The organism is Cohnella sp. GbtcB17 (genome assembly GCF_019091135.1).
Classification (GTDB): Bacteria; Bacillota; Bacilli; order Paenibacillales; family Paenibacillaceae; genus Cohnella.
The window spans coordinates 1-19,654 of the sequence record NZ_JAGXJW010000069.1 but is presented as its reverse complement, the minus strand read 5'-3'; the positions used below and the strand labels follow the sequence as shown (position 1 = coordinate 19,654).

At 56.1% G+C, this 19,654-nt stretch carries 32 protein-coding genes; 3 read left to right on the top strand and 29 right to left on the bottom strand.

The genetic code is table 11. The annotated features are described in order from the left end of the window. Positions 1-2 precede the first annotated feature (2 nt). From KVT38_RS28620 to KVT38_RS28535, 18 genes are all read right to left on the bottom strand, one after another. Complete coding sequence (locus tag KVT38_RS28620) at positions 3-329, bottom strand: hypothetical protein (RefSeq protein ID WP_217597165.1); 327 nt, start codon at positions 327-329, stop codon at positions 3-5. 55 nt (positions 330-384) lie between these two features. Further along, positions 385-1,611, bottom strand: coding sequence for a phage major capsid protein (locus KVT38_RS28615; RefSeq protein WP_254639637.1), 1,227 nt, complete (start codon positions 1,609-1,611; stop codon positions 385-387). 15 nt (positions 1,612-1,626) lie between these two features. Beyond that, positions 1,627-2,247, bottom strand: a complete 621-nt coding sequence (locus KVT38_RS28610; protein ID WP_217597164.1) for an HK97 family phage prohead protease — start codon at positions 2,245-2,247, stop codon at positions 1,627-1,629. Continuing rightward, a complete protein-coding gene (locus tag KVT38_RS28605) occupies positions 2,192-3,511 on the bottom strand; it encodes a phage portal protein (protein WP_217597163.1) in 1,320 nt (439 codons plus the stop codon). Before KVT38_RS28605 ends, KVT38_RS28610 begins: the two co-directional genes overlap by 56 nt. Positions 3,512-3,522: 11 nt before the next feature. Then, positions 3,523-5,349 (bottom strand): terminase large subunit, encoded by a 1,827-nt coding sequence (locus KVT38_RS28600; protein WP_217597162.1) that lies wholly within the window; start codon positions 5,347-5,349, stop codon positions 3,523-3,525. Further along, positions 5,333-5,839 carry a phage terminase small subunit P27 family gene (locus tag KVT38_RS28595; protein ID WP_217597161.1) on the bottom strand — a complete coding sequence of 169 codons (507 nt, stop codon included), beginning with the start codon at positions 5,837-5,839 and terminating at the stop codon, positions 5,333-5,335. Before KVT38_RS28595 ends, KVT38_RS28600 begins: the two co-directional genes overlap by 17 nt. A gap of 137 nt (positions 5,840-5,976) precedes the next feature. Continuing rightward, on the bottom strand, positions 5,977-6,240 hold the full coding sequence (locus KVT38_RS28590) for a hypothetical protein (protein ID WP_217597160.1): 264 nt from the start codon (positions 6,238-6,240) through the stop codon (positions 5,977-5,979). Positions 6,241-6,511: 271 nt separating this feature from the next. Next, entirely contained in the window at positions 6,512-6,871 is a 360-nt protein-coding gene (locus KVT38_RS28585; RefSeq protein WP_217597159.1) for an HNH endonuclease, read from the bottom strand. A 111-nt stretch (positions 6,872-6,982) separates the two neighbouring features. Then, positions 6,983-7,480, bottom strand: coding sequence for a sigma-70 family RNA polymerase sigma factor (locus KVT38_RS28580; RefSeq protein WP_217597158.1), 498 nt, complete (start codon positions 7,478-7,480; stop codon positions 6,983-6,985). Further along, the gene (locus KVT38_RS28575; protein ID WP_217597157.1) at positions 7,452-7,736 is read right to left on the bottom strand and encodes a hypothetical protein; all 285 of its coding nucleotides are present in this window, start codon (positions 7,734-7,736) and stop codon (positions 7,452-7,454) included. The genes KVT38_RS28580 and KVT38_RS28575 overlap by 29 nt, the downstream gene beginning before the upstream one ends. A 22-nt stretch (positions 7,737-7,758) precedes the next feature. After that, on the bottom strand, positions 7,759-7,980 hold the full coding sequence (locus KVT38_RS28570; RefSeq protein WP_217597156.1) for a hypothetical protein: 222 nt from the start codon (positions 7,978-7,980) through the stop codon (positions 7,759-7,761). A 240-nt stretch (positions 7,981-8,220) separates the two neighbouring features. Beyond that, positions 8,221-8,847, bottom strand: coding sequence for a hypothetical protein (locus KVT38_RS28565; RefSeq protein WP_217597155.1), 627 nt, complete (start codon positions 8,845-8,847; stop codon positions 8,221-8,223). Continuing rightward, on the bottom strand, positions 8,844-9,140 hold the full coding sequence (locus KVT38_RS28560; RefSeq protein ID WP_217597154.1) for a hypothetical protein: 297 nt from the start codon (positions 9,138-9,140) through the stop codon (positions 8,844-8,846). Before KVT38_RS28560 ends, KVT38_RS28565 begins: the two co-directional genes overlap by 4 nt. Then, entirely contained in the window at positions 9,137-9,310 is a 174-nt protein-coding gene (locus KVT38_RS28555) for a hypothetical protein (RefSeq protein ID WP_217597153.1), read from the bottom strand. Before KVT38_RS28555 ends, KVT38_RS28560 begins: the two co-directional genes overlap by 4 nt. Then, a complete protein-coding gene (locus KVT38_RS28550; RefSeq protein WP_217597152.1) occupies positions 9,307-10,173 on the bottom strand; it encodes a DUF551 domain-containing protein in 867 nt (288 codons plus the stop codon). The genes KVT38_RS28555 and KVT38_RS28550 overlap by 4 nt, the downstream gene beginning before the upstream one ends. Then, positions 10,170-10,508 (bottom strand): hypothetical protein, encoded by a 339-nt coding sequence (locus tag KVT38_RS28545; RefSeq protein ID WP_217597151.1) that lies wholly within the window; start codon positions 10,506-10,508, stop codon positions 10,170-10,172. The genes KVT38_RS28550 and KVT38_RS28545 overlap by 4 nt, the downstream gene beginning before the upstream one ends. Then, a complete protein-coding gene (locus tag KVT38_RS28540; RefSeq protein ID WP_217597150.1) occupies positions 10,505-10,714 on the bottom strand; it encodes a hypothetical protein in 210 nt (69 codons plus the stop codon). The genes KVT38_RS28545 and KVT38_RS28540 overlap by 4 nt, the downstream gene beginning before the upstream one ends. 4 nt (positions 10,715-10,718) lie before the next feature. Further along, on the bottom strand, positions 10,719-11,111 hold the full coding sequence (locus KVT38_RS28535) for a hypothetical protein (RefSeq protein WP_217597149.1): 393 nt from the start codon (positions 11,109-11,111) through the stop codon (positions 10,719-10,721). 69 nt (positions 11,112-11,180) lie between these two features. Between KVT38_RS28535 and KVT38_RS28530 the strand changes: the two genes are divergently transcribed. Next, positions 11,181-11,360, top strand: coding sequence for a hypothetical protein (locus tag KVT38_RS28530; RefSeq protein WP_217597148.1), 180 nt, complete (start codon positions 11,181-11,183; stop codon positions 11,358-11,360). Here KVT38_RS28530 and KVT38_RS28525 read toward each other — a convergent pair. The 11 genes from KVT38_RS28525 to KVT38_RS28475 all read right to left on the bottom strand — a co-directional run bounded on the left by KVT38_RS28525 (position 11,347) and on the right by KVT38_RS28475 (position 17,556). After that, positions 11,347-12,201 (bottom strand): hypothetical protein, encoded by an 855-nt coding sequence (locus tag KVT38_RS28525; protein WP_217597147.1) that lies wholly within the window; start codon positions 12,199-12,201, stop codon positions 11,347-11,349. The two genes, KVT38_RS28530 and KVT38_RS28525, sit on opposite strands and share 14 nt — an antisense overlap. A 53-nt stretch (positions 12,202-12,254) precedes the next feature. Beyond that, positions 12,255-13,376, bottom strand: a complete 1,122-nt coding sequence (gene dnaN, locus KVT38_RS28520; protein ID WP_217597146.1) for a DNA polymerase III subunit beta — start codon at positions 13,374-13,376, stop codon at positions 12,255-12,257. Next, positions 13,360-13,776 (bottom strand): hypothetical protein, encoded by a 417-nt coding sequence (locus KVT38_RS28515; RefSeq protein ID WP_217597145.1) that lies wholly within the window; start codon positions 13,774-13,776, stop codon positions 13,360-13,362. Before KVT38_RS28515 ends, dnaN begins: the two co-directional genes overlap by 17 nt. Continuing rightward, positions 13,700-14,038: a zinc-finger domain-containing protein gene (locus KVT38_RS28510; RefSeq protein WP_217597144.1), complete on the bottom strand. Its 339-nt coding sequence runs from the start codon at positions 14,036-14,038 to the stop codon at positions 13,700-13,702. Before KVT38_RS28510 ends, KVT38_RS28515 begins: the two co-directional genes overlap by 77 nt. Then, positions 14,025-14,429 (bottom strand): hypothetical protein, encoded by a 405-nt coding sequence (locus tag KVT38_RS28505; protein ID WP_217597143.1) that lies wholly within the window; start codon positions 14,427-14,429, stop codon positions 14,025-14,027. The genes KVT38_RS28510 and KVT38_RS28505 overlap by 14 nt, the downstream gene beginning before the upstream one ends. Then, positions 14,426-14,953 (bottom strand): Holliday junction resolvase RecU, encoded by a 528-nt coding sequence (locus KVT38_RS28500; RefSeq protein ID WP_217597142.1) that lies wholly within the window; start codon positions 14,951-14,953, stop codon positions 14,426-14,428. Before KVT38_RS28500 ends, KVT38_RS28505 begins: the two co-directional genes overlap by 4 nt. Positions 14,954-14,980: 27 nt before the next feature. After that, positions 14,981-15,958, bottom strand: a complete 978-nt coding sequence (locus KVT38_RS28495; RefSeq protein WP_217597141.1) for a DnaD domain protein — start codon at positions 15,956-15,958, stop codon at positions 14,981-14,983. A gap of 153 nt (positions 15,959-16,111) precedes the next feature. Then, a complete protein-coding gene (locus tag KVT38_RS28490; RefSeq protein ID WP_217597140.1) occupies positions 16,112-16,279 on the bottom strand; it encodes a hypothetical protein in 168 nt (55 codons plus the stop codon). Between the two features lie 121 nt (positions 16,280-16,400). Next, positions 16,401-17,048, bottom strand: coding sequence for a Rha family transcriptional regulator (locus KVT38_RS28485; RefSeq protein ID WP_217597139.1), 648 nt, complete (start codon positions 17,046-17,048; stop codon positions 16,401-16,403). Between the two features lie 48 nt (positions 17,049-17,096). Next, positions 17,097-17,279: a helix-turn-helix domain-containing protein gene (locus KVT38_RS28480; protein WP_254639638.1), complete on the bottom strand. Its 183-nt coding sequence runs from the start codon at positions 17,277-17,279 to the stop codon at positions 17,097-17,099. A gap of 40 nt (positions 17,280-17,319) precedes the next feature. After that, positions 17,320-17,556 carry a helix-turn-helix transcriptional regulator gene (locus KVT38_RS28475; RefSeq protein ID WP_217597137.1) on the bottom strand — a complete coding sequence of 79 codons (237 nt, stop codon included), beginning with the start codon at positions 17,554-17,556 and terminating at the stop codon, positions 17,320-17,322. 129 nt (positions 17,557-17,685) lie between these two features. Here KVT38_RS28475 and KVT38_RS28470 point away from each other — a divergent pair, with 129 nt between their 5' ends. After that, positions 17,686-18,306, top strand: a complete 621-nt coding sequence (locus KVT38_RS28470; RefSeq protein ID WP_217597136.1) for a LexA family protein — start codon at positions 17,686-17,688, stop codon at positions 18,304-18,306. Between the two features lie 53 nt (positions 18,307-18,359). Next, positions 18,360-19,556, top strand: coding sequence for a tyrosine-type recombinase/integrase (locus KVT38_RS28465; protein WP_217597135.1), 1,197 nt, complete (start codon positions 18,360-18,362; stop codon positions 19,554-19,556). The last annotated feature ends 98 nt before the right edge of the window (positions 19,557-19,654 follow it).

The following is a 19,654-nucleotide window of genomic DNA, read 5'->3' as shown; positions in this document are numbered from 1 at the left end:
GATTACGCCTCCTTGCCGTTCGCCTCGAGGTAGGCTGCGTACAGCCCCGCGCGCTTGTCGGCGTTGCTGTCGTCGCCGGTGATGTCCAGGCGTGCCAGTTCGGCGCGCTGCTCGTCAGCGGACAAGGCGGCGAACTCGTCGGCCGTGTGCTTCGGAATTTGGGGCAGCTTGCCGCCCTCGCCCTCCGCAACTTCGTCGCCGATGACGTCAGCGGCCACGAGGGCAGCGTGTCTCTTCTGGTCCGCTTCGATGATATCTCCGGGAAGGACTTGCTTGCCGGTCATGGCGTCAGTAAATTCGTTGGTCACGAGATAATTCTTGGTCGTCATGGGACTGTCACCCTCTCAGTTTGATTGAGGAAAGGGGCCCGGAGGCCCCAATAACTTAAGCAGACGGCGCGCCCAGCTTGATGAACGGCGAAACTTCATACCCGTTCTTCATCGTGAAAGGAGCCGCCACCCACGGCTTGCCGTCCGTGTTCCAGAAGGCTTTGATGATCGTCTTATTCTCGCGGAACAACGGGTGTTCGGACGCGGAGATAAAGATGCCGGCACCGTCTTTGATGACGTAGTAGCCGAAGTCAGCAAGAACAAGATCACCGACGGCACCCAGGATCGGCGCATTCTCTTGGAACTTGATCGGGTAACCGAGGAGCGTTCCCGTCAGTTTGTCCGCGATGTTTGGCTGGAAGATGAGGTTTCCCGCCTCGTCCTTCATCGTGAGTAGCTGCGGAAGGATGGACTGGGATGCCGACCATACCAGGCTGCCGCCGAGCTTGGCTTTCGAGAGCATCGCTACGACGTCCGCATACACGACTTGATTCGCCGTCTTACGTGCAACGGTGATGGCCGCAGCCGAATTGATGGCGCCGAGAGGCTTGCCCGTACCATTGGCATACAGGAATGCGTCGTCCTCGGCTGCCGCAATAGCGCCACGGAACAAGCGATTGATGATTGTGTTGATGGCCGGAGCGTTGCGGAGCAACTTGTCCGTGACCACGATATGACCCGCGACTTCGTGCGGCGTCAGCGTCATGTCCGTGAATTTGGCGTCGGTGACCGGCTTCGTAGCGCCTTCTGCGATCCAGTCCACGACAACGCCGCCATAGATGTTGCTGCCGGTGCTTTGGTCGAGAACCGGCATCGTCACGCTTGCGTCGGGCGACGTCGGATCGGCATCGATAACGATAGCCCGCGGGCGAACCAGCGCCTCTTGCGGCGTGATCTCGAACAGTCTCTGCGAGAACTGGGGCGGAACGAATACGCCACCGGATGTCTTCGTGCCGGCCGACATCTCACGGTATTGCTTAAGTCGTGGATCGCCCGGTTCAAAGCGCACGGCGCTGACGAACTCGCCGAGACTGCGGAATTCGGATTCGTGATCGGGATCATCTGGCGTCTTCTTCGCGCCGGCGCCTCCCATCGCCATCTGCTGCGCCCGCTCTTCGACTTTGATCTGACCGGCCAGCTCTTCCGCTTCGGTCTCCAGCGTGCCGAAAGAGCGCTCTTCCTCCTCCGTGAAACCCCGCTTCTCACCTTGCGCCTTTTCAACCAGGGCGCGCATTTGATCCTTCAGTTGGGCGAGCTTCTTGCGCATTTCGATAAGGTTCAATGTGTCCAGCTCCTTTTAGATGGAATTAATCCGTTTTAGTCGCAGTGCATGTTCGCGAACGGACCGGGCTTCCGCCTCCAGCCGCTCGGCCTCCGCCGCCTGCGCGGACTGCGGTCGACCTTGAAATACGTCTTCTGCCGATCTGACGCCGACACTCGACTGTGGATATGCCGGCGTCGTGACAGGGCTTACCTCTAACAGCTCCGCCTCCCGGACTGTCCGGATCGGCATGTCTCCGGATTCGTCCCACTCGTCCTTCACGGAGCGAAAAATAAAAGACGACCCTCGCACGTCTCCGCGCTCGATCGTCTCCAAATGCTTCTCCGCCCAGCTCGGCGGCGTGATCTCATACCGCAATCCGACTTCGTCTTCTGTTAGCTGCAGCGTGTTCGGCGTCCGCCCCAGCACTTCGCGGCTATCGTGCTGCCAACTCGCATAAACGTCCGGGTTGATGAGTGTCGCCGAGAACGCGCCGCGCGCGAATCGCTCCTGGAACATGCCCCAAATCGGGCGTGATAACTGATCCCAGCGGACCGCATATCCGACGATCTTCGTCGGCTGCCCGTCCTCCTTCCGGATTTCAATCTTGCCCTCCGGTAGCAGGATCTCCCGCTGCTCCTTCGTTTCCTTTTGCATCGTTACCACCCCCCTTCTCGGCGCCTGCGGTCAGCACCTTGTTTTTCAGATATTCGTCCAGTTTGTCGACGGGGACCATGTTCAACGGCACAAAGTACCGATCGCCGCCTTCAATCGGGTTATCGTTCTCCTTCTCCCGAATGTCGTTTTGACTGTAAACCCCGATCATGAACATCTGTGTGTAAAACGATGCTCGTGCCGCCGAGTCCCCGCGCAACATGCCTTCGAGAAGGAACTCCACAAACAAGCGCTTCTGCTCGTTGCTGTCAAACAGACGGATGTTGATGGCCTGCTCGATCCGAACCGCCCAAGGCCGAAGCGTATGCGTGACGAAGTCTATCGATTGCTGCTCTATGTTAGAGAATGTTGCCCGCTCCAAGTCTGCCAGCATATGCGGCGGCACGCGGAAGAGACGGGCGATCTCCGACGTTTGAAACTTCCGCGTCTCCAGGAATTGCGCGTCGTTCGGCGGAATCGTATTCTTCGCCATCGTCATTCCTTCTTCAAGGAACATCATCCGATGTGCTCGTCCCAATCCCGAATATTTTTCTTCCAAGGATTTTGTGAGCCGCTTGTATGCATCGTCGCTCAGATGGGCAGGGTGCGTCACGACCGCGCCGACGTTGGTGCCGTTGGCAAAGAACTCCGCGCCGAATTGCTCAGTTGCGAGCGCGAGCTCCACCGACTGCCGCGCCCATTGAATGACCGATATTCCCTTCCGACCGTCAAATCCAAGCCCCGGGATATGAAGCATGGAGTAAAACGGCACGTTGTGCTGCTTGCCCTGGCCGTCCGTGACTCGGAAGAAAGGGTCGCCCGCCGCCGTCTCCATGTGCTCCACCCGGTACGGCGGAATCGGCCATAGCGCTTTGATCTCGCCGCGTTCGTCCGTCTCGATCTCCGCATAGGCGTTCCCCCATAACAGGATGTGCGCCATCAGCGTCTCGCGGAAGGTGAATGCGGTCATATATGGGTTAGGCGATTTTCCGAGTAAGTCACCAACGACGTGGCTTGTGCGCTCTTTGCCCCGCGGCTTCAGACGCCGATAGACCGGCAGCGGAAGCGAAGCGATACTCTCGGCGAGGATCCGCACGCATCCAAGGACGGCCGTCGATCGCATGGAGGTCGCCGGCGTCACGACGATACCACGCCCGAACGGAATGCCGAACGCCTCGTACATGCCGCGCGATGGATTTTCCAAGGTGTACGACTCGCCGGATCGTTGCGCGAACCATTTGCTGATAAACGGTATTTTCAGAATCATCACCCCCTCCGTCAGATAGCCCGCACGTCTTCCGTTTCGTACCGCGAGCGCGGCGGCCCCTTGTCGAGCATCGCCCGCGACATGGCGTTAATGATCGCTGCGAGCAAGTCGATACGCTGGCTATCGTCCTTATGCTTTTTCGACAGCTTGATGTTCCCGTTATTGTCGATGATCTCGACCGCATTCGATATGCACCACGTGAGCAGCGGACTGCCGTCGTGGACGATCTGCCCCTTTAGGACGAGTTCGCGGAAGTATTTGGTCGGCTCCGAAAGCGTCTGAACCCCTTGCCGAATCTCGACCATCTCGTAACCTTCGTTCGCCATTTCCTGCGCGAAGTGCGTCGCGTTGTACGGGTCATAATCGCCCTCGACGATCTGCCACTTCTCGTCAAACTCCAGATCATGGACGTGTGATTTGATGTACCGATAGTCCGTCACCGCGCCTTCGGTCAGCGTACACCAATCCTCCTTGGCCCAGGCTTTGTAAGGCACGCGGTCGCTATGTTCGTGCTTGGTCGCCGTCTCCTCGGGCATGAAGCCATGCGCGGACACCGCATAAAGCGGATAAAGCGTCTTGTCGCCAACCTGAACAGGAACCTTGCCGTCGAGCTTGAAAACGAAGCCGTCGGCAGTCAGATCGACCCGCTTCGAAAGGTCAAGCCCGAGCCACGTCCGCATGCCTTTTACGACAGACAAAAAAGCCGCCCGCGAGACCGCGAGGGCTTTCCATTTATCCATGATGCCGGCGAAGTATTTGTTTTCGCTATCCGCCTGCCAACGATTGACCCGCTTGATAAGCCACTCCCGGATTTTGTCCGGGTCGCCACTGTTGTACGCCTCGTCATGCTCCGTCCGGATTTGCCGGCGCAGCTCTTGCGAATAAGCATTGTCCTCCTGGAGTACCGGATTCGGCAGCGGCCACAAGGATTCGTCGTGCGGATCGGCGTTGTCGGGCAGCTCACGTATCATCACGAAGTACGTATCTTGCATCGGCGTTTCGCCACGCATCATCTTGCGAAGGATATCGTACTCCTTTTTGCACGGGCTGTTCTCGGCATCTTTGCCGGCCGTGCTGATAATCTGCATGAGCGACTGCAGCCGCTTACCGAACCCCGAATAAGAGACGTCCAGGATCTCCGATGTCGGATGCGCATGATACTCGTCTATGACGACGAGGCACGGCGCACCGGAGTCCTTATTCTTCGTGTCCTTCGACAGCGGCTTCAGCAGACCACCGCGGCTCTCATGCTCGATATAGCCGCGCTTAATGCGCAGGCGCTTCGAGATAGCCGGGCTGTTCAATCCCATTTCCCGCGCGTCGCCCCATACCCGCTTTGCTTGGCCCTTGTCAACGGCGGCGCAATCTACTTCGGGACTGTGCTCGTACTGCCGTTTGCTCGGCTCGCCTGGCGGATAGATAGCATCGGCGCACATGCCGTACAGCGCAAGCCCGCTCATTTCCGTTGACTTGACGTTGCCGCGCGCCCGCAGGTGAAACGCTTTGCGGAACCGCCGCTGCCCGGTCTCCATATGGACCCATCCATAAACCGCGCCAAGGTCGAACTTCTGGAACGGCAGCAGCTCGATTAGTTGCCCGCTGAACGGCCCGCGGACATGCCGACAGTATTTTTCGAACCAATCGAAGATACGATCGGCGCGCGACTCGTCGAACACATAGGGGAAGTCGTCTGTCGCCTGCCGCTGCAGATCGGATAGATGACGTTGGCAGGCAAGGAACTCCATTTCGCATGACGGGCGCAATCCTGATACGATCTCGGCGGCGTACCGGTGCGTTGGATGGAGGTCGCCCCAATCGTATTCAGTCGAGGAGGTCATCTTTTCCGCCCCCGCCGCCGGCGCCCGCCACGTCCGCCATTTTTTTCGCTAACCGTGCCCGCGCTTCCGCTGTGATTCCCAGCTTGCCAGCGTACTGAAGGACGAGTCGTTGATAAGACTGCGCCATTCGAACCAGATCGTTCACGTTCGGGTTGGGCACATGCGCCCCGTCCTTTTCCTCAATCGTGAAGCCATCGTTATCAATGGCAAAATTCAATTGGCGAAGCTTCACGACCGAGTCACAGTAAACCGCCAGAACTTCTTCGTCGACCGTGTCGAGAATTTCGAAGTCCTTCATATCCTTTACTGTTTTATTCCAAACTTTTCGCGCTTCTTCGCCCATCCAATCCGGATATTTGAGCGAAACACGCTTTTTTCGCTTGAATTTCTTCGCTGCTTCTTCGCGATTTTTGACTTCTTTTTCGGTCCAATGCTTACCGCCGCCTTTGGCTCCGACACGCATGTGGTCAAAGGCGATGACCTTATTCATGCGGCCCACCCCTTTCCAATTACTGGCTTTGTTTGACTGCTATATGAAATTCGCACGGGGACATTTTTTCGCAAACGAGGTCGGCGCGGTCAACTGGGGCAAAGGTCGTCAGAGATTTACCCCGCCCTGGGGGGCTCTCAGCGGCTCTCCAAGCCCGGCGTTCGCCAGCCCTTCAGCGTCACGGAGTCGCGCACGACAATCGCGTGGTCGATGGCCGAGCTCAAGGCGGCCTTGTATATGTCCTCGGCCAGCCCTTGCGACATGCCGGCATCAACCGCAGTCTTCACTGCTTCTCCCATACTCTTCGACAGGACGGTGAACCACGGTGCCGTGCCGATCTCCGCTTTCAGATCGTGCAGCCCGACTCGTTCGCCTGGCGGTTTGATCATTGGCTTATCCATTCTCATTCCCTCCGTTCTTCGCATGAACGCATCGATCTCTGTCCCTGGAGGGGGGGGCAGGGTCGCAGTCAGCAACCATCTTTCTTCATCCGTAAATTCCCCCAACAATTGACACTCGTGGTCAATCCTTATGCCATCAAGAAGATGTGCGGGAGATCCGCTGTGCGCTCGCCGCCATTGCGATCGATGAAGCCCGTGCTCCTTCGCAATCCTTTCGGCCCGCTCTTGAGATCGAGCGCCGACGTAGAATTTCAACCCTAATTCTGCCGGCTTACCCATTCCCGAACCCTCCATTCTCCCGCGCCGTCTTGGCGCTGTGACATGACTTGCACAATGATTGCCAGTTGAGCCGGTCCCAGAACAGAACCTTGTCGCCGCGGTGCGGCCGTATGTGGTCGACTTCGTTGGCCGGCGTTAGTTTGCCTTGTCGTTCGCACGCCACACAGAGCGGATGCTTGCGCAGCCATCCTTCACGCGCCTTGCGCCATGCTGCACCATAGCCGCGCTGTGCTGACGTTCCTCGCTCTCGATCCGTCTGTCGGGCTTTGTCTGCATGACCCTCGCAATACCGGCCTTCCGTCAGGTTGGGGCAGCCTGGCGCGCTGCATGGACGCTTCGGTTTGCTTGGCATGGCATCCTCCCCTGAATACAAAAGAACCGAGGCGCGATTGTGCGGCCCGGTTCCGGTTATGTGCTCCTACTATAAATGCGAAAATGTATGACGACTGCATGACATGAATCTTCAGATTGCTTGATGCTGAAGGGCTGCCGGTATCTTGGCCTTCGCCCTCATGATGTGGTGCTGTACTGTTCCCCGGGAGAGACTGAGTTCCTTTCCGATCTGTGCGAAGCTCATCCCATGCGCCATGTGCAGCAGGAAGCACTCTCGCTCCCGCTCCGTCATCCGCAGCAGTACCCGGACGATGGCCTTCTTCTGCTCATCCGTCAGCTCGGGCTCCTTGTAGTCCAGGTCAAGTGACGGGAAGAGGTCCATATTCAGCAGCACCGACCGCTTATAGGCGTCCTTGGCGTCTACCCCGCGGCGCCCGCCGGGACGTCTCCCGCTCCGCATCCATTCGACGCTATACTGCAGGTCGGATATCATGCCGTTGATGATGGTCAGCTCTTCCCGCTGCTTGTCCGTCTGGTGCTTCGGTTCCAGGAGGGAGGCGCGATATTTCTCCAGCATACGCCGGCCTTCGTTGTATTCCTTAATTCGTTCCTCGACCCAAGTCTGCACTGTTCTCCCTCCCATCTTCGCCCTCTTTATCAACGCCTAGCGTCTTTCGTTCCAGTTCATAGCGGATTTGCTCATAGCTCGCCTTCCACCCGATGACCATCCGCTTTGCCGCACTATTTACCACCTGGTAGACCTTCCGCATACATCGCGCTATTTCCTGAATGATGATGCGCGTTTCCGCGTAGGTCAGCTCCTGTCCGTTCAATATCTTCCGGGATGCCCGATTCCGAATCTTCTTTCGTTGGCGCTTCCTCATAGACGCCCTCCTTCCCGCTTGGTCAATCCCCGACGAACCTTGTCCGGCTCTCCTCGACACGGCGCAGGTCGACGGGTGATGCGGTGATGTGTATTTCGTGGCCGTCGATGTTGGCGTCGCAATCCGGGAACATGTTGTTCAGGTAAGTGTCTACGTCGGCGATGGCGACGGTTCCTTTGTCTTGGCCGTTAAGGTGTAGACGGTAGATCGGAATTTTGCTGATCGGGATTCCCGCTTCCGCCATTCGCATCATCCTTCCTGAACTGCTCGAGCGTCACCCGAGCCAACGTCATGTAGTCGTACCTCTGTCGGTTTGGCGAATGCTTCGTCATCTCTTCAAGCACTCGCGTCTTAGCGTCGAGCTCGACTTTCAATTTCTCGTATTCAATGCGCAGCTCGTCGTATCTCGCTCCCTTTTCGGCGAGCGACATCATTGTGCTGAGTCCGGGCCAGCTTGCATGAGCCGTCGATTGTTGTTCGCTGCTCATAGTCCCATCTCCTCGATCGCTTTGAGGCAGCGGCGTGCACGTGATCCCGTATCTGCTTCGACCATGGTCATGTCCTCTTCGTCCTGCGTTTCCTCAATCCAATTCTCCGCAGAGGCATACCATTTGAGGTATGTCTTTGCCGCGAGCATGCCTTCGCGGTGCCGGGCGATTGCGGCGTCTCTCTCGGCTATCTGGTCGTCCTTGGCTTGCAATGCTTTATCCGCTGCCCCGATCGTTAGGCATAACTTATGCTGGACGGATAGCAACCGGGCTATCTCCGTATCCTTGGCGTCTAGCTGGGATCTGTATCGTTTGGCCTCGGCCGTAACCGCCGCAAGGTCGCTCTCCAGTTTACCTATCGTTTTGCGGTCGTCTTCGATAACTGCCTGTAGGGCTTCGGCTAGCGTTGCTGATTGAGAGCCGAGCCGCTCGATCTCGTCCACCGCCCGGCCGCGATAATTTCGGAGGTCGCAGACGAGCTTAAGGACGATTATTTTGCGGCGGCGGTCCTCTTCGTCTGCTGGCTCCTTGACGAACTCGGCCACAATCTCGTCGAGCTGCTCTTCGGTGTAGTAGACGTATTCGGCGTCGTCTCCTTGCCGGTTAGGGGTGTTATCGCTCATGAATGGGCCTCCTTGCACCAGTCCGGCGCATCGTCCGGGATGTAGTCGATGAATCCGAGGTCGCCGTCGAACCACTTGGCCGGCGTATGCTCGAACGCGAACAGCGAAATGTCGATGAGTTCGCCGTCGTCGGAAGTCATTTCGGCGATCCGCTCGTCCGTCGCGCCGAGTTGCTTGAGAATTGCGATTGCCTCGGGCGTCCGTTCGGCGTATACGTAATACAGTTCGCCGCCGCTACCTTCGGACTCGACCACTTTCAGGCTGTTAATCAGCGTTAGGGTGTTATCGTTCATTTGGAGTCTGCCTCCTTGATCTGCCAATATCGATGCGGTTTCGGCCATGTCCTGCGCCCGAATATGCCGAGGCTTCCGAGACGCAGCTTCAAGCCGATATGGACTTGCATAGCACGATAGACGACGTTCAACTCGTTCCGGAAATGCGGCACGTATTTGCGCCTTATCATTCCGTCTCTTCCTCCTCTGTGCTGCATTCGCCGCAGTAGTAGGTCTTGTTTCGATCGCGGTAGGGTACGTCATACACCGTCATCGTGTTTTGGCATTTGTAGCAGACCGTCAGCACGTCGCACATCCGCTCACTTGGTCCGGGCTGGTCGTCCTCTGTGCTATTGATGCCGGGTATGGTGATGCCGAGTCTCCTCAGTGTGTCACGTGTAGCCTGCCGATAGGCGTTGCCGTAGGTATGAGTCGGGCTATGCGACTTGTAGGCCGCCGCGATCTTGTCCGCTCCGCTAGGCTGTATGTCCGCCTGTTCTGTGCTATTGATGCCGGGAGGCTGCGGCAGCGGAATCCAGTGTGTCGGATATTCGGCATCCCCGCCGCAGCATCCGCATCCGTGTTGGTCGGCGAAAGCGAATCGCCATTCCTCACGTTCGTATGCGGCTTCATAAACGTGGCCGTCGTTGTTCAGGACAAGGATGTCGGAACCATCCTTCGGTGCTGATTCAATCGGCATCCATCCGCTAGGCTGTATGTCCGTCTGGGAGAGGGCTTCCATGAACATAACCGCGTCTCTTTGCAGTCTCGAATTGGTGAGACGCAATGCTTCAATCTCACGGGCGAGCCGCATTACGTAGTCGTCGTCAATGTTCCCGGCGCGGCATCGTTCGCGAGCTCGTTTTACAACGTTGTCCTCTTGGTATCCCTGTACCGGGGTGGATGGGGTGGACGACAACCGAGCAATCAGCTCCGATATCTCGCTTTCTGTCGGGCATCCGTAATTCTTGAAGTTGATATGGCCCCTGTTCATCAAGAGCGACAGCATTGATATTGCGCTGTTTAGCGCCTGCTTGTTTACCGTATCCGTCATGATTGGGGTGCCTCCGATCCGGGGTCATAACCGATCCAAACTTCCCGCGCGCGGAGCCGCTGGAGCTGTGCATTCAATTGGCTATTCAGCCGCAGCTCTGCGGACAGGGCGACCATAAGGCCGCGTTCCTGTTCATATAGCGGAGGAAATCCGGCATCAAACAGGGCGATATGTTCTTCGAGATTTGCGGCGACTTCGCTCTCGTCGATTATGATGGCCGGCGTCGTCGGACTTGGACGGACCGCCCAAACGTTGTCGCCGTCGCAGCGCAGGTATTCCCATGTTCCGAGCTTGAATAGTGCCGGCCCGTCCAGATTCTCGCGTTGTTCGCTCATGCCCGCTTCTCTCCTATCCATTGGGTGATGATGTCGTGTAGCTCGGGCGGTATCGGCGCGCCCCATTCAGCGGAGGCGATGTCCGCGGGTGTTGTACAGAGGAGGGCGGCCGTCTCCGGGTATCCGAGATCGTGCTTTAGGCGGCGCTGGATGAATTGCGTGCGCTGCTCGGGTGTTAGGGTCTTGCCCGCTTCAGGATCTTTCATGCGATCAGTCCCCGTTGGTGTAGATGTCATAGTGCCAATTGCGGAAGATGCCCGCTCCGACGTGGTATTCAGTCCATGATGCGTTGTATCCGCCGGTGTAGCCGTCATAGGCGACTTCGATGCTGTCGGCCGTCCATAAGTCCTCCCGGAGATTGAAGAAGAGACAAATATAGGCCTTGAGAGTGTACAGCCAGCGTTGAACGCGGTTCAGGTCGGTGTCGCGGTGGGACTTGCAACGCTGCTGAACCATGATTCTGAAGGCGGCGTGACGTTCAATATCCTCCCGCTCGTCATTGGCTGCGTCTAATTCGGAGTCTATTTCCTCCATGCACTCGGCACACATCATGCCTTCCGCCTTGACTTCGTTCATGCAGCAAACGCAGATGTACTTGGGCACACGATTCACTCCTTTCGGCATTTTCAGAACGTGCGTTCCCCTGTATAATCGTGCTGGGAGGTGAACGCGATGTTTACGGAACGCGCCCAGGCTTTTCTTGATGGCTTCGACCATGAGGCCGAGGGTGGGGATATTGTGGATAGGTATAGGATTTATGTGGATAACTTGGGAATGACGGTCGATGAGGTGGCGACGGAAGTGGCGGGCTTTGCTGCTATTGTGGATCAGCTCGCCGTCACGGCGCCGTGAGCTGAAACACCCCGCATGCCGCAGCCTCTTCCGCGGGCTTGCTGCCGAGAAGCTTCCGTGCTCTCGCCCAGAAAGTGGCCGCCGGCGTCTTTTCGTCAGCTTGAATGCCGGCCGCGCGCATTGCCTCGAATTTCGGCTCCAGGTCTTTCATGAAAGCTGGCTGTCCGTTAATCCGAAGGATGCTGTAGCCGATCAGCTCCTCCGCCCGCTTCGCCTTTTCGAATGCATCCCGCCGGCGGCAGTAAACCACGTACCAATGCTGCTGGCCGGCGCGGAGGCATCCGACGCAATTCGCGTGCTTCCAGATGGCGTATGTCGCCGGCGGAGAGATTCCGATATCTGTTGTGCTGGCGATCGTACGCGTCCATTCCGCCAGAGGGAAGCACGTCCGATATCCCTTGTCGCCCAGGATCCCGCGCCGGCGTTCTATACGTGCTGGCTCCCCTGCTTCGAATCCGTAATAGATTGTGACGTCCGTCCGGCATGTGCCCGCCTCCACTGGGAACGTATCGGCTAGCCAGCGATGGAAAGGGGCGGTCTTCAGCCGATTTGTGCATAACGGGTGGACGCCTACCTTGAACGCCTTCGCCTCTATGCATACATCGAATTGGTCCTTGGTCTCCCAGCCGTCCATATTGGCGTACGTGATTGGGATTCCGAGATACCCGGCGACCTCCCGCTTAAAGCGCTTGATGTCCACGTCTTCCTTATCTCCGTTGATGTCGTGATTGATGAGGATTACGTTTTCCGGCCCGTAACGGCGAACCACTTCGATGGCGACGATGGCCGACGCTTCCCCTCCGCTGTAACAAACGATATGGGCGCCCGTGCTTTTATTCATCGCCTTCATCTGCTTCGTCCTGGATTACGAGTTCGCCGTCTACGATGATCATTTCAATTTGTCCCATATGCCGCTCCCCTCACTCTGCGTGATCCGATGAAGTACGTCGCCTTGCTGCTGGACTCGTCCGAAAGGATGATCGGCCGGCCCTGGGTGGTTGTGATTCGGATATTGAGCCAATCCCCCGTAATGGCCTTAACCGCTTCGGATACGAACTTCCCGTTAAACGCCAGTTCGACCGCGTCTCCCTTGAACTTGAACGGCTCCACCGTTTCATGGGCTTTGCCGAGCTGGCTTTCGCCCCGCATTTCGATTCGATTGGCCTTGAAAGAGAATTCGATAACGTCATCTTCCGCCGGCAGCCGCACCCGCTCGACCGCTTCGAGAAAGTCGGTCCGCATGATGCTCGCCGTGTACAAGTCGCTCCCCGCGAATACGGATTCGACCGGAGGGAAGTTGCCGCGCATCTGCACGATCGACACCTTGATGCGTTCCCCGAGGATATAGAACCGCTTGTTCTGATTCAGGATGCGAACCGCATCCCCGCTTTTGAACAATTTCCGCGCGCTGGATAGGTGCTTGTGGTGGATGATCGAATTGAGCCCCACGTCCGATGCCGTCGTTTCCGTAGCCGCGGCAGCCCGCCCGCCGTCTCCCGCGAACATCGCCAATGATTCCCCGTCGGTCTTGATCAGGACGCCGTGAAGGATGGGACGCGGCTCCTTGTCCTTGGTCGAGGCGCAGAACGTTGTGCTACGGATCATCTCGCCGAGCGCGCCGGCCGTCATCTTGATGGCCGGAACGTCCGGCATTCTCTCGAGCGTGAATTGATCCGGATCCATACACTCGACACTGAGGTTCGCCCGGCCGGATTTGAACGTGGCCGTGAGCCGATCGTCGCCGATCTCCACGAGCCCGTCGGGCAACCGCTTCACGATATTACTCGTCAGCGCCGATGGGAATACGAGCTGCCCGGGCGCGCCGAGCGCAAAAAGATCCGGCGGTATCGTTTCCTCGACCGTGTAAATACCATCCGTTCCAACGAGTCTGATTCCGTCGTCCGCAGCCGTGCAATGGATGCCGCGATAGATTTCGTTGTTGTGCGTGTTATTGACTGCGCTGGACACCCGCTCCAGGGCGTCATGAAGGTGCTGCTTGTCAATCGTCAGGTGCATTCGTGCCCGCTCCTTCCTGCAAAGCTTTCCGGTACCGCTTAGCCCACTCCATCCCTTCGCGGGTATGGTCTATCCACCAATGGCATGTTCCGGTATTGACGGAGGGGCCGCATAACTTAGCGACATCCTGGGCGGTTGTGTGATCTTCCACCTTGCCGCGGCGGATGAGATGGGCGCGTTGGAGTCCCATGCGGGCGCCGGTCGGGTCGTAATTCCCCGGCCGCCAGCCGCATTGCTCGCATCGGTTCTTGGATCGCTTGTCCACCTTGGCGGCGACCTTCGGCGAAATGTCTCCGCGCTGCTTTGCCGTACGGGAGCCGCGGTTATGATTGATCCGCTTCGGCTTCTTCTCCGTCTTGTTCCAAGCGAGCTGTCGCGTCTTTGGATAGGGCTGCGCCATAGTTCGGCCCCTTTCGCTTGATCTCGTTGACCCATTCGCGGCTACGCTGCCGGGATGCGCTCATGGGCTTGTCCGCTCCGCGTCCGAGTTGCTGGCCGAGCTCGCGAAGTCTTGCGCCCATTGGGCAAATCTTGTTGCAGCACTCTGCTAAAGCACTCTTTTCGCTGTTGTACTTGGCGCCCTCTTCTTTCTTCAGCGCACACCCTTTGCACTGATGGTCCAAAATGACGCCGATTTCCGCTAAAATCTCAGCGCGCGCCACGACGATACGCCTCCACGGCGGCGGCCTCGTCAGCAGCTTGGCCGATGCCCCAGTCTGTAAGGTACTTCCCGAGCGACTTGCGCTTGACGCCCCAGTGTTCCGCGACTTCCGCACGAGACATGTTCGTTTCCGCCACGAGTTCGATGTATGCCTCCCGGCTGCGAGTGTTTAGTCGCGGCTTGCGGACTCGGCCTATAGGCATGATCATTTTGGGTTTTACCTTCGGTGCATCTGCGGGCTTCGGCGCCGGCGCGCTTGTCATCCGGAGTACCGGCGGATCGATGCGATGAGGCTCGCCAAGGTCCATGCGGGCAAGCGTCATGCCGGCTGCATAAGCGGCGCGCTGCTCGGGCGTTAGCGTCCAGCTTGAGATATTCCCCGGCCCGCTCATGCTGGCGGCTCCCAAATGTGATCTATGACCGCCAGATAGTCGCAAGGGACGCCGCGCCCCTGGGCTACCGGATATCCGTAGCGCTCGAGGTAGGAGATATGGATCGACTTGGACCCGCGGACCTTCGATCGCATCTTCCAGACCTGCTCCAACTCCGTAAATGGCAGGAGATATACGACGCGGTGCTCGGTGAATTCGATAAGCAGGAAGCTCGGAACGTTTCCAACGTAGTGGGCGTCGGAAAGGTACTCGAATTGGTGCTGCTCCAAGTTGGAAAGCGGAAAACGTTCGCCGGCGGCAATGGATTTGGCTTCGAAGGCGAGTCCTCTTTGCTTGTAAAATCCGTCGTAATCTGCCTCGGACGGTTTCTCCAGGAATCCCCGGACCCGGCCGCGTCCGTCTACGCCCAGAATCTTAACGGGCGTCGGTCGCTTGGTGACGAGTGCGATTTTGTGTTGTCGGTACAGAAGATTGCAATCGTTAATCAGGTTCTCAAATGCCGTGCCGCGGTTCGCAAAACTCATGTCTACCCCTCCTGTCTTGATAGTCGATTAATCAGACCTGCTGGGCTTGTCCTCCGCGTCGAGCTGGCGAGCGAGCCGACGAGCTTCCGCCCGCTCTTCTTCAGTCATGGCCTTCGCCGGCTGCTCTTTGTTAACTACCGGCATCGCCGGTTTTCCCGTCTTCGTCTTGCTGGGGTCGGACGGAGGCACGCCATACGATTTGCGCGGTCGCTGTCTCGACGCTTCGTGTTGATCGTCTATCGCCTTCGCCCCAGTCACTGTCTTCGCTCCGGCGGAAGCGTAATCGTCAAGCATTTTGAGGACGAGACTCAAGCCGCCCTCTTTCTTTGCCGATCGTTCGATGGCTCTTACGATCACAGCCTCCTCAAGACCATCCTTGTCGATATACGCTCCGAGCTCTTCAGCTTGAAACGGTGTTAGGTCGCGTTGGTAGACGCGTTTGAAGGCCAATGCGAAAGTTTCGGAAGTCGCAGGCGCGGCCGCAGCAGCTTGTTCTTGATCTTGGTTTTGTACTGTACTGTTAGGTACTGTACGGTACTGTACTGTAGCCCCGTGACCGCCACTTCCGTCGCTCGCCCGTGACGTTCCGGTCGCATGACTGTCGCCCGTGCTTGCCCTTTGCGTCCCCTCATTGTCTTGCTCTTGTCTCGCGTGACTACCGCGTGACTTCTGCTTCCGTAGCGTGTTCGCCTTGCGCTTGTCCAAAAGACGTCCCGCGTAATCTCGCCAATCGTGGATATGAGCTTGGTCGCAGGCGAAGTCCACAAATCGCGAATCGATCAACGCTCGCATAATCGTGTCGGGCTCGCCCGGCCACATGACAGCGTCGGCAATGTCTTCAGGTTCGAAGGGCGTTAAATCGCCGTCCTGGGCGTAATCCAATGCCCACCACCACAATAGATGCAGATGCCCGATGGCGGCCGGCACAGAGACGCCAGCGAGGCGAGCAAGGCGCTTTGTCTTCGGGTGATTGGCTAACTCTTGGTTGCTCTCAATCCATGCCACTGTGGTTGTCACCCCCTGTTTGCTAATTTACAGCGCATGGTCGGGGAGTTTTGCGCCGGGGGCCTTACCCTCCGGCGCTGAATGTGGTATAATTGCCGTACATTGTTTTTGCATGCGGGCCTACTCAGGTTGAGAGCTGAGATAGGTCCTTTTTCATGCCTTCTTATCGATTGATTCCTTCCCATCGAACATCTGCTTGACATCTTCCACATCGTCCCTGCGCTCCGCCACCGGCGGCTTTACAAACACCGCAGCCACGACCAGTGTCAGCGCGATTCCGGCGAACAACCCTGCGAAGAACGAGATCGCCTCGGTCGTCATTTTCGTGCCGGAACCGCGACTTGATGCTCCGCCCCCTTGATGTCGATCCGACGCAGGCGCGGCGCCGAAACGCCCAGAGCTCCGTAAAACCAAAACCAGCGATTAAGCTTGTCCATCCCAGTCATCTCCTCTTAGGCATCCATGCCTCGACATACCGGATCGCGTCCGGGTATTCCTTGCGCTTAACGTCCCGATAGCTTGCGACACCGAATCTGTCCTTGATCTCGCGATGCAATTCGGGAAAGAGTCGTTTTCGATTCTCGTCATTTTCCGAATGATCGTATACCGCTTTGCTGATTGCCCGTTGCAGCCGGCGCGCTTCGCCGTGGTCAATCGTGATCTGCTCGTCCAGTTTTCGCTCGACGTGATCGATCCGCCCGGTCAGCTCCTGCGTCCGCCGGTCGACCATGAATATCGCCCGCAGTTCCGGGCTCGCTCCGTGCATCGGATCAGCCGCACGCTCCATCTCTTCGAACTTGGTGACATACGCCGCGGTAAACAGGACGCCTTTCTCGCCGGTCATCTTGTTCGCGATCATGTCGCATCCCTTGCGGGTACAGTCGAACTTGCGGCGAACTTCGCCTTTGCTGTCCCTGTACTCGCCGGGGATGAAGAAATCTAACGAACGGAATTCTCCGTTGGTTAGATGCATCACGTAAACGTCGATCTTCTCCAGCAAATCGGAATGCCGGACACTGGTCATTTCTGCGATATCGCGGCTATCGACCGCGAGCAGGCCGTCTCGCTTTACGATTTCAAGCTGAACCAACTTCCTCAACCTCCCCAGTGATCATCTATGCTGTCGACCCGTCTTCCTTCATTGGGCAGCCCGTTCGCTTTCGGTGCGATTTATGAGCCTTTGCTCGTATTCAAGCAGCCATTCCCGGCGAATCCTCCACTTTCGGCCCTCCTTGTAGCCCCGCAGATCGCGGGACTCCAGTCTGGTGAGGATCGTTTTAGTACAACGGCGAAGGTAATGAGCGACCTCTTTGACCGTCATTACAGCCGGAAGCTCGTTGTTCACTTCGAATCCCTCCATATTAAGCAGAGTTTTGTTCCCGTTTGGGAACATTTTTGACAAAAAAATTTTTGATTTCTTCTTCTGGTATGCCGAAAAAATCAAGGATCGCGGCAAATTCCTCCACGCTCATTTTAATTTTTCCATTTTCTTTTTTGTGGTAAGTGGGGCGTTTTACGCCTATTACCTCGGCGACCTCCTCTTGTGAGATTTTACGCGAAAGTCTTTCGAAGCGAAGTTTGCGAAGATCGAATGTCATGCTGCACCTCCTTCCTTCCTGTCCATAATATACCGATGCGTTCCCGAATGTCAACACAATGATCTTTTTTGAATCATTTTGTTGCCTCACGGGAACTATTTGATTATAATGGGGCAAGAGGTGATAGCAATGAGGTCGTCGGCTGAAATTATCGGCTTGATTAAAAATCTCAGGGAAGAAAAAGGTTTGACTTTGGATGAGTTGTCTAAACGGGTTGGTGTCGCCAAATCTACATTATCTCGATATGAGAGCGGACAACGCGCCTTCCCGGTTAACGACATCGGCTTATATGCAGACGTGTTAAACACAACCGTCGAGCATCTGCTCGGCCTCAAAAAAAGCCCGCGTAGAGAATTTTCGATTCCTCTGGTAGGAACTATTTGCGCTGGCGATGGATTACTAGCCGAACAAAACGTTGAAGAATATATCCAATATCCATTTCCATCGCATAAACAGCCAGATTTTGCCCTTAGAGTGAAGGGCGACTCAATGAAAGGGGTCGGAATTGATAACGGGGATATCGTATTTATGAGGAGTGCTCAGTGGGCTGAGAGAAACGGTCAAATTGTCGCGGCGATTGTGAATGATGGAACGGACGGCACATTAAAAAGAATGTGCTGGTCTGATCAGTCCAACAAAATCACTCTCATGCCTGAAAACGAAGAGTACGATTCGATTGAACTTATGCCAAACCAAATAATTGTTAGCGGAGTGTACATGGGCCATTTTAAGCCTGAAAGGGAGATATAGAAAGCGCGTTTTACGCGATCACATAGATACTTTTATTCTTTGAGGTGTGAGCTATGACGAATAACAAAAAGAAAAAGCTGCCTCCTGGAGTCAGAGAGCGTGATGGACGGTTTACTTACCGTTACAGTGTGGAAGTCATAAAAGATGGGAAGAGAACTCGTAAGCAAAAAGAAACAAAATCATTCGGCACCGCTAAAGAAGCGTACGAAGCTGGCATCCAAATTGAAGCCGACAAGCTGCGCGGACGACTAGTCGACGAAAAGGTCATATCCGTCGATGGGTGGCAAGCGCGCTGGGTTAAAGACTACGAAATCGAGAGAGCCCCACGTTCGACTACGCTTCGAAATCGAAGGGTTGCCCTTGATTCCTTTAAATCCTTCATCGGAGCAAAAACAAGGATGAAGGATATAACTCCCGACGATTATCAACAATACCTCAACCACCTAAAAGTCGAGGGCAAGACGCCTGGGACTATAAAACAATACCACACGACTTGTAAAATGTTCTTCGCAGATGCATTTAGAAAAGGAGTTATTGCGAGCAACCCCACCGCCGGCTCTAAAATCCCGGCTTTTAAGATAACGCTTGAAGACTTAAAGAATGTTAAAAAGGTTCCTAAGTTTTTGGAGAAGGAGCAACTTAAGCATTTTTTGAATACTGTCCGTTTCCGAGGCAGGAAGCAAGAATATGAAATTTTTCTCACACTCGCGTATTCCGGACTCAGGATAGGCGAGCTATTGGCGCTCCAAGTGTCGGATTTCAACGAAAAAGAGCGGACAATTTCTGTTACGAAAACCATTACGCAGATAGGCGGAATTGAAAATTACGAACTTGGGCCGCCAAAGAATATGAGTTCCATACGAGAAGTATCCATAGGGGACACTGTTATTAAGGCAATCAAGAATCAATTGGCATGGAGGCGCCAGAAGATTGAAAATGGCGAAGTTATGCATGATGCCGATTTCATTTTTTGGGGGATTGAACACCCGGGCTACCCGGCAAGCAAGACATACCTCGCAACTCGTTTCGGAGAGCTGCTGAAACTCGCAAGCTTGCCGCCGGGTCTGACCCCCCACAGTTTGAGGCATACACACGTATCCCTGTTAGCAGAAGATAAAGAAGATCTCGCCGTCATCCAGGAGCGCCTTGGGCATAAGAATGACGAGGTAACACGCTTGGTCTACCTGCATGTTACGGAACAGAGAAGAAAAGCAGTTCCTGACAGGTTCGAAAAGCTTATGAATTCATGATCGTGGGTAGCTTGTGGGTTGAAATCGCTGATAAATGTTAAATATCCGCATAGACAAGCCATTTTCAGACCCTCGGTGTGCTTCACCGCTGGAAATAT

What these genes read in the sequence shown, in the direction of transcription:
- KVT38_RS28620 (WP_217597165.1), bottom strand. Translation starts at nt 329, where the DNA reads ATGACGACCAAGAATTATCTCGTGACCAACGAATTTACTGACGCCATG.
- KVT38_RS28610 (WP_217597164.1), bottom strand. Translation starts at nt 2,247, where the DNA reads ATGCAAAAGGAAACGAAGGAGCAGCGGGAGATCCTGCTACCGGAGGGC.
- KVT38_RS28605 (WP_217597163.1), bottom strand. Translation starts at nt 3,511, where the DNA reads ATGATTCTGAAAATACCGTTTATCAGCAAATGGTTCGCGCAACGATCC.
- KVT38_RS28600 (WP_217597162.1), bottom strand. Translation starts at nt 5,349, where the DNA reads ATGACCTCCTCGACTGAATACGATTGGGGCGACCTCCATCCAACGCAC.
- KVT38_RS28595 (WP_217597161.1), bottom strand. Translation starts at nt 5,839, where the DNA reads ATGAATAAGGTCATCGCCTTTGACCACATGCGTGTCGGAGCCAAAGGC.
- KVT38_RS28590 (WP_217597160.1), bottom strand. Translation starts at nt 6,240, where the DNA reads ATGGATAAGCCAATGATCAAACCGCCAGGCGAACGAGTCGGGCTGCAC.
- KVT38_RS28585 (WP_217597159.1), bottom strand. Translation starts at nt 6,871, where the DNA reads ATGCCAAGCAAACCGAAGCGTCCATGCAGCGCGCCAGGCTGCCCCAAC.
- KVT38_RS28575 (WP_217597157.1), bottom strand. Translation starts at nt 7,736, where the DNA reads ATGAGGAAGCGCCAACGAAAGAAGATTCGGAATCGGGCATCCCGGAAG.
- KVT38_RS28570 (WP_217597156.1), bottom strand. Translation starts at nt 7,980, where the DNA reads ATGGCGGAAGCGGGAATCCCGATCAGCAAAATTCCGATCTACCGTCTA.
- KVT38_RS28565 (WP_217597155.1), bottom strand. Translation starts at nt 8,847, where the DNA reads ATGAGCGATAACACCCCTAACCGGCAAGGAGACGACGCCGAATACGTC.
- KVT38_RS28560 (WP_217597154.1), bottom strand. Translation starts at nt 9,140, where the DNA reads ATGAACGATAACACCCTAACGCTGATTAACAGCCTGAAAGTGGTCGAG.
- KVT38_RS28555 (WP_217597153.1), bottom strand. Translation starts at nt 9,310, where the DNA reads ATGATAAGGCGCAAATACGTGCCGCATTTCCGGAACGAGTTGAACGTC.
- KVT38_RS28550 (WP_217597152.1), bottom strand. Translation starts at nt 10,173, where the DNA reads ATGACGGATACGGTAAACAAGCAGGCGCTAAACAGCGCAATATCAATG.
- KVT38_RS28545 (WP_217597151.1), bottom strand. Translation starts at nt 10,508, where the DNA reads ATGAGCGAACAACGCGAGAATCTGGACGGGCCGGCACTATTCAAGCTC.
- KVT38_RS28540 (WP_217597150.1), bottom strand. Translation starts at nt 10,714, where the DNA reads ATGAAAGATCCTGAAGCGGGCAAGACCCTAACACCCGAGCAGCGCACG.
- KVT38_RS28530 (WP_217597148.1), top strand. Translation starts at nt 11,181, where the DNA reads ATGTTTACGGAACGCGCCCAGGCTTTTCTTGATGGCTTCGACCATGAG.
- KVT38_RS28525 (WP_217597147.1), bottom strand. Translation starts at nt 12,201, where the DNA reads ATGAATAAAAGCACGGGCGCCCATATCGTTTGTTACAGCGGAGGGGAA.
- dnaN (WP_217597146.1), bottom strand. Translation starts at nt 13,376, where the DNA reads ATGCACCTGACGATTGACAAGCAGCACCTTCATGACGCCCTGGAGCGG.
- KVT38_RS28515 (WP_217597145.1), bottom strand. Translation starts at nt 13,776, where the DNA reads ATGGCGCAGCCCTATCCAAAGACGCGACAGCTCGCTTGGAACAAGACG.
- KVT38_RS28505 (WP_217597143.1), bottom strand. Translation starts at nt 14,429, where the DNA reads ATGAGCGGGCCGGGGAATATCTCAAGCTGGACGCTAACGCCCGAGCAG.
- KVT38_RS28500 (WP_217597142.1), bottom strand. Translation starts at nt 14,953, where the DNA reads ATGAGTTTTGCGAACCGCGGCACGGCATTTGAGAACCTGATTAACGAT.
- KVT38_RS28490 (WP_217597140.1), bottom strand. Translation starts at nt 16,279, where the DNA reads ATGACGACCGAGGCGATCTCGTTCTTCGCAGGGTTGTTCGCCGGAATC.
- KVT38_RS28480 (WP_254639638.1), bottom strand. Translation starts at nt 17,279, where the DNA reads ATGACGGTCAAAGAGGTCGCTCATTACCTTCGCCGTTGTACTAAAACG.
- KVT38_RS28475 (WP_217597137.1), bottom strand. Translation starts at nt 17,556, where the DNA reads ATGACATTCGATCTTCGCAAACTTCGCTTCGAAAGACTTTCGCGTAAA.
- KVT38_RS28470 (WP_217597136.1), top strand. Translation starts at nt 17,686, where the DNA reads ATGAGGTCGTCGGCTGAAATTATCGGCTTGATTAAAAATCTCAGGGAA.
- KVT38_RS28465 (WP_217597135.1), top strand. Translation starts at nt 18,360, where the DNA reads ATGACGAATAACAAAAAGAAAAAGCTGCCTCCTGGAGTCAGAGAGCGT.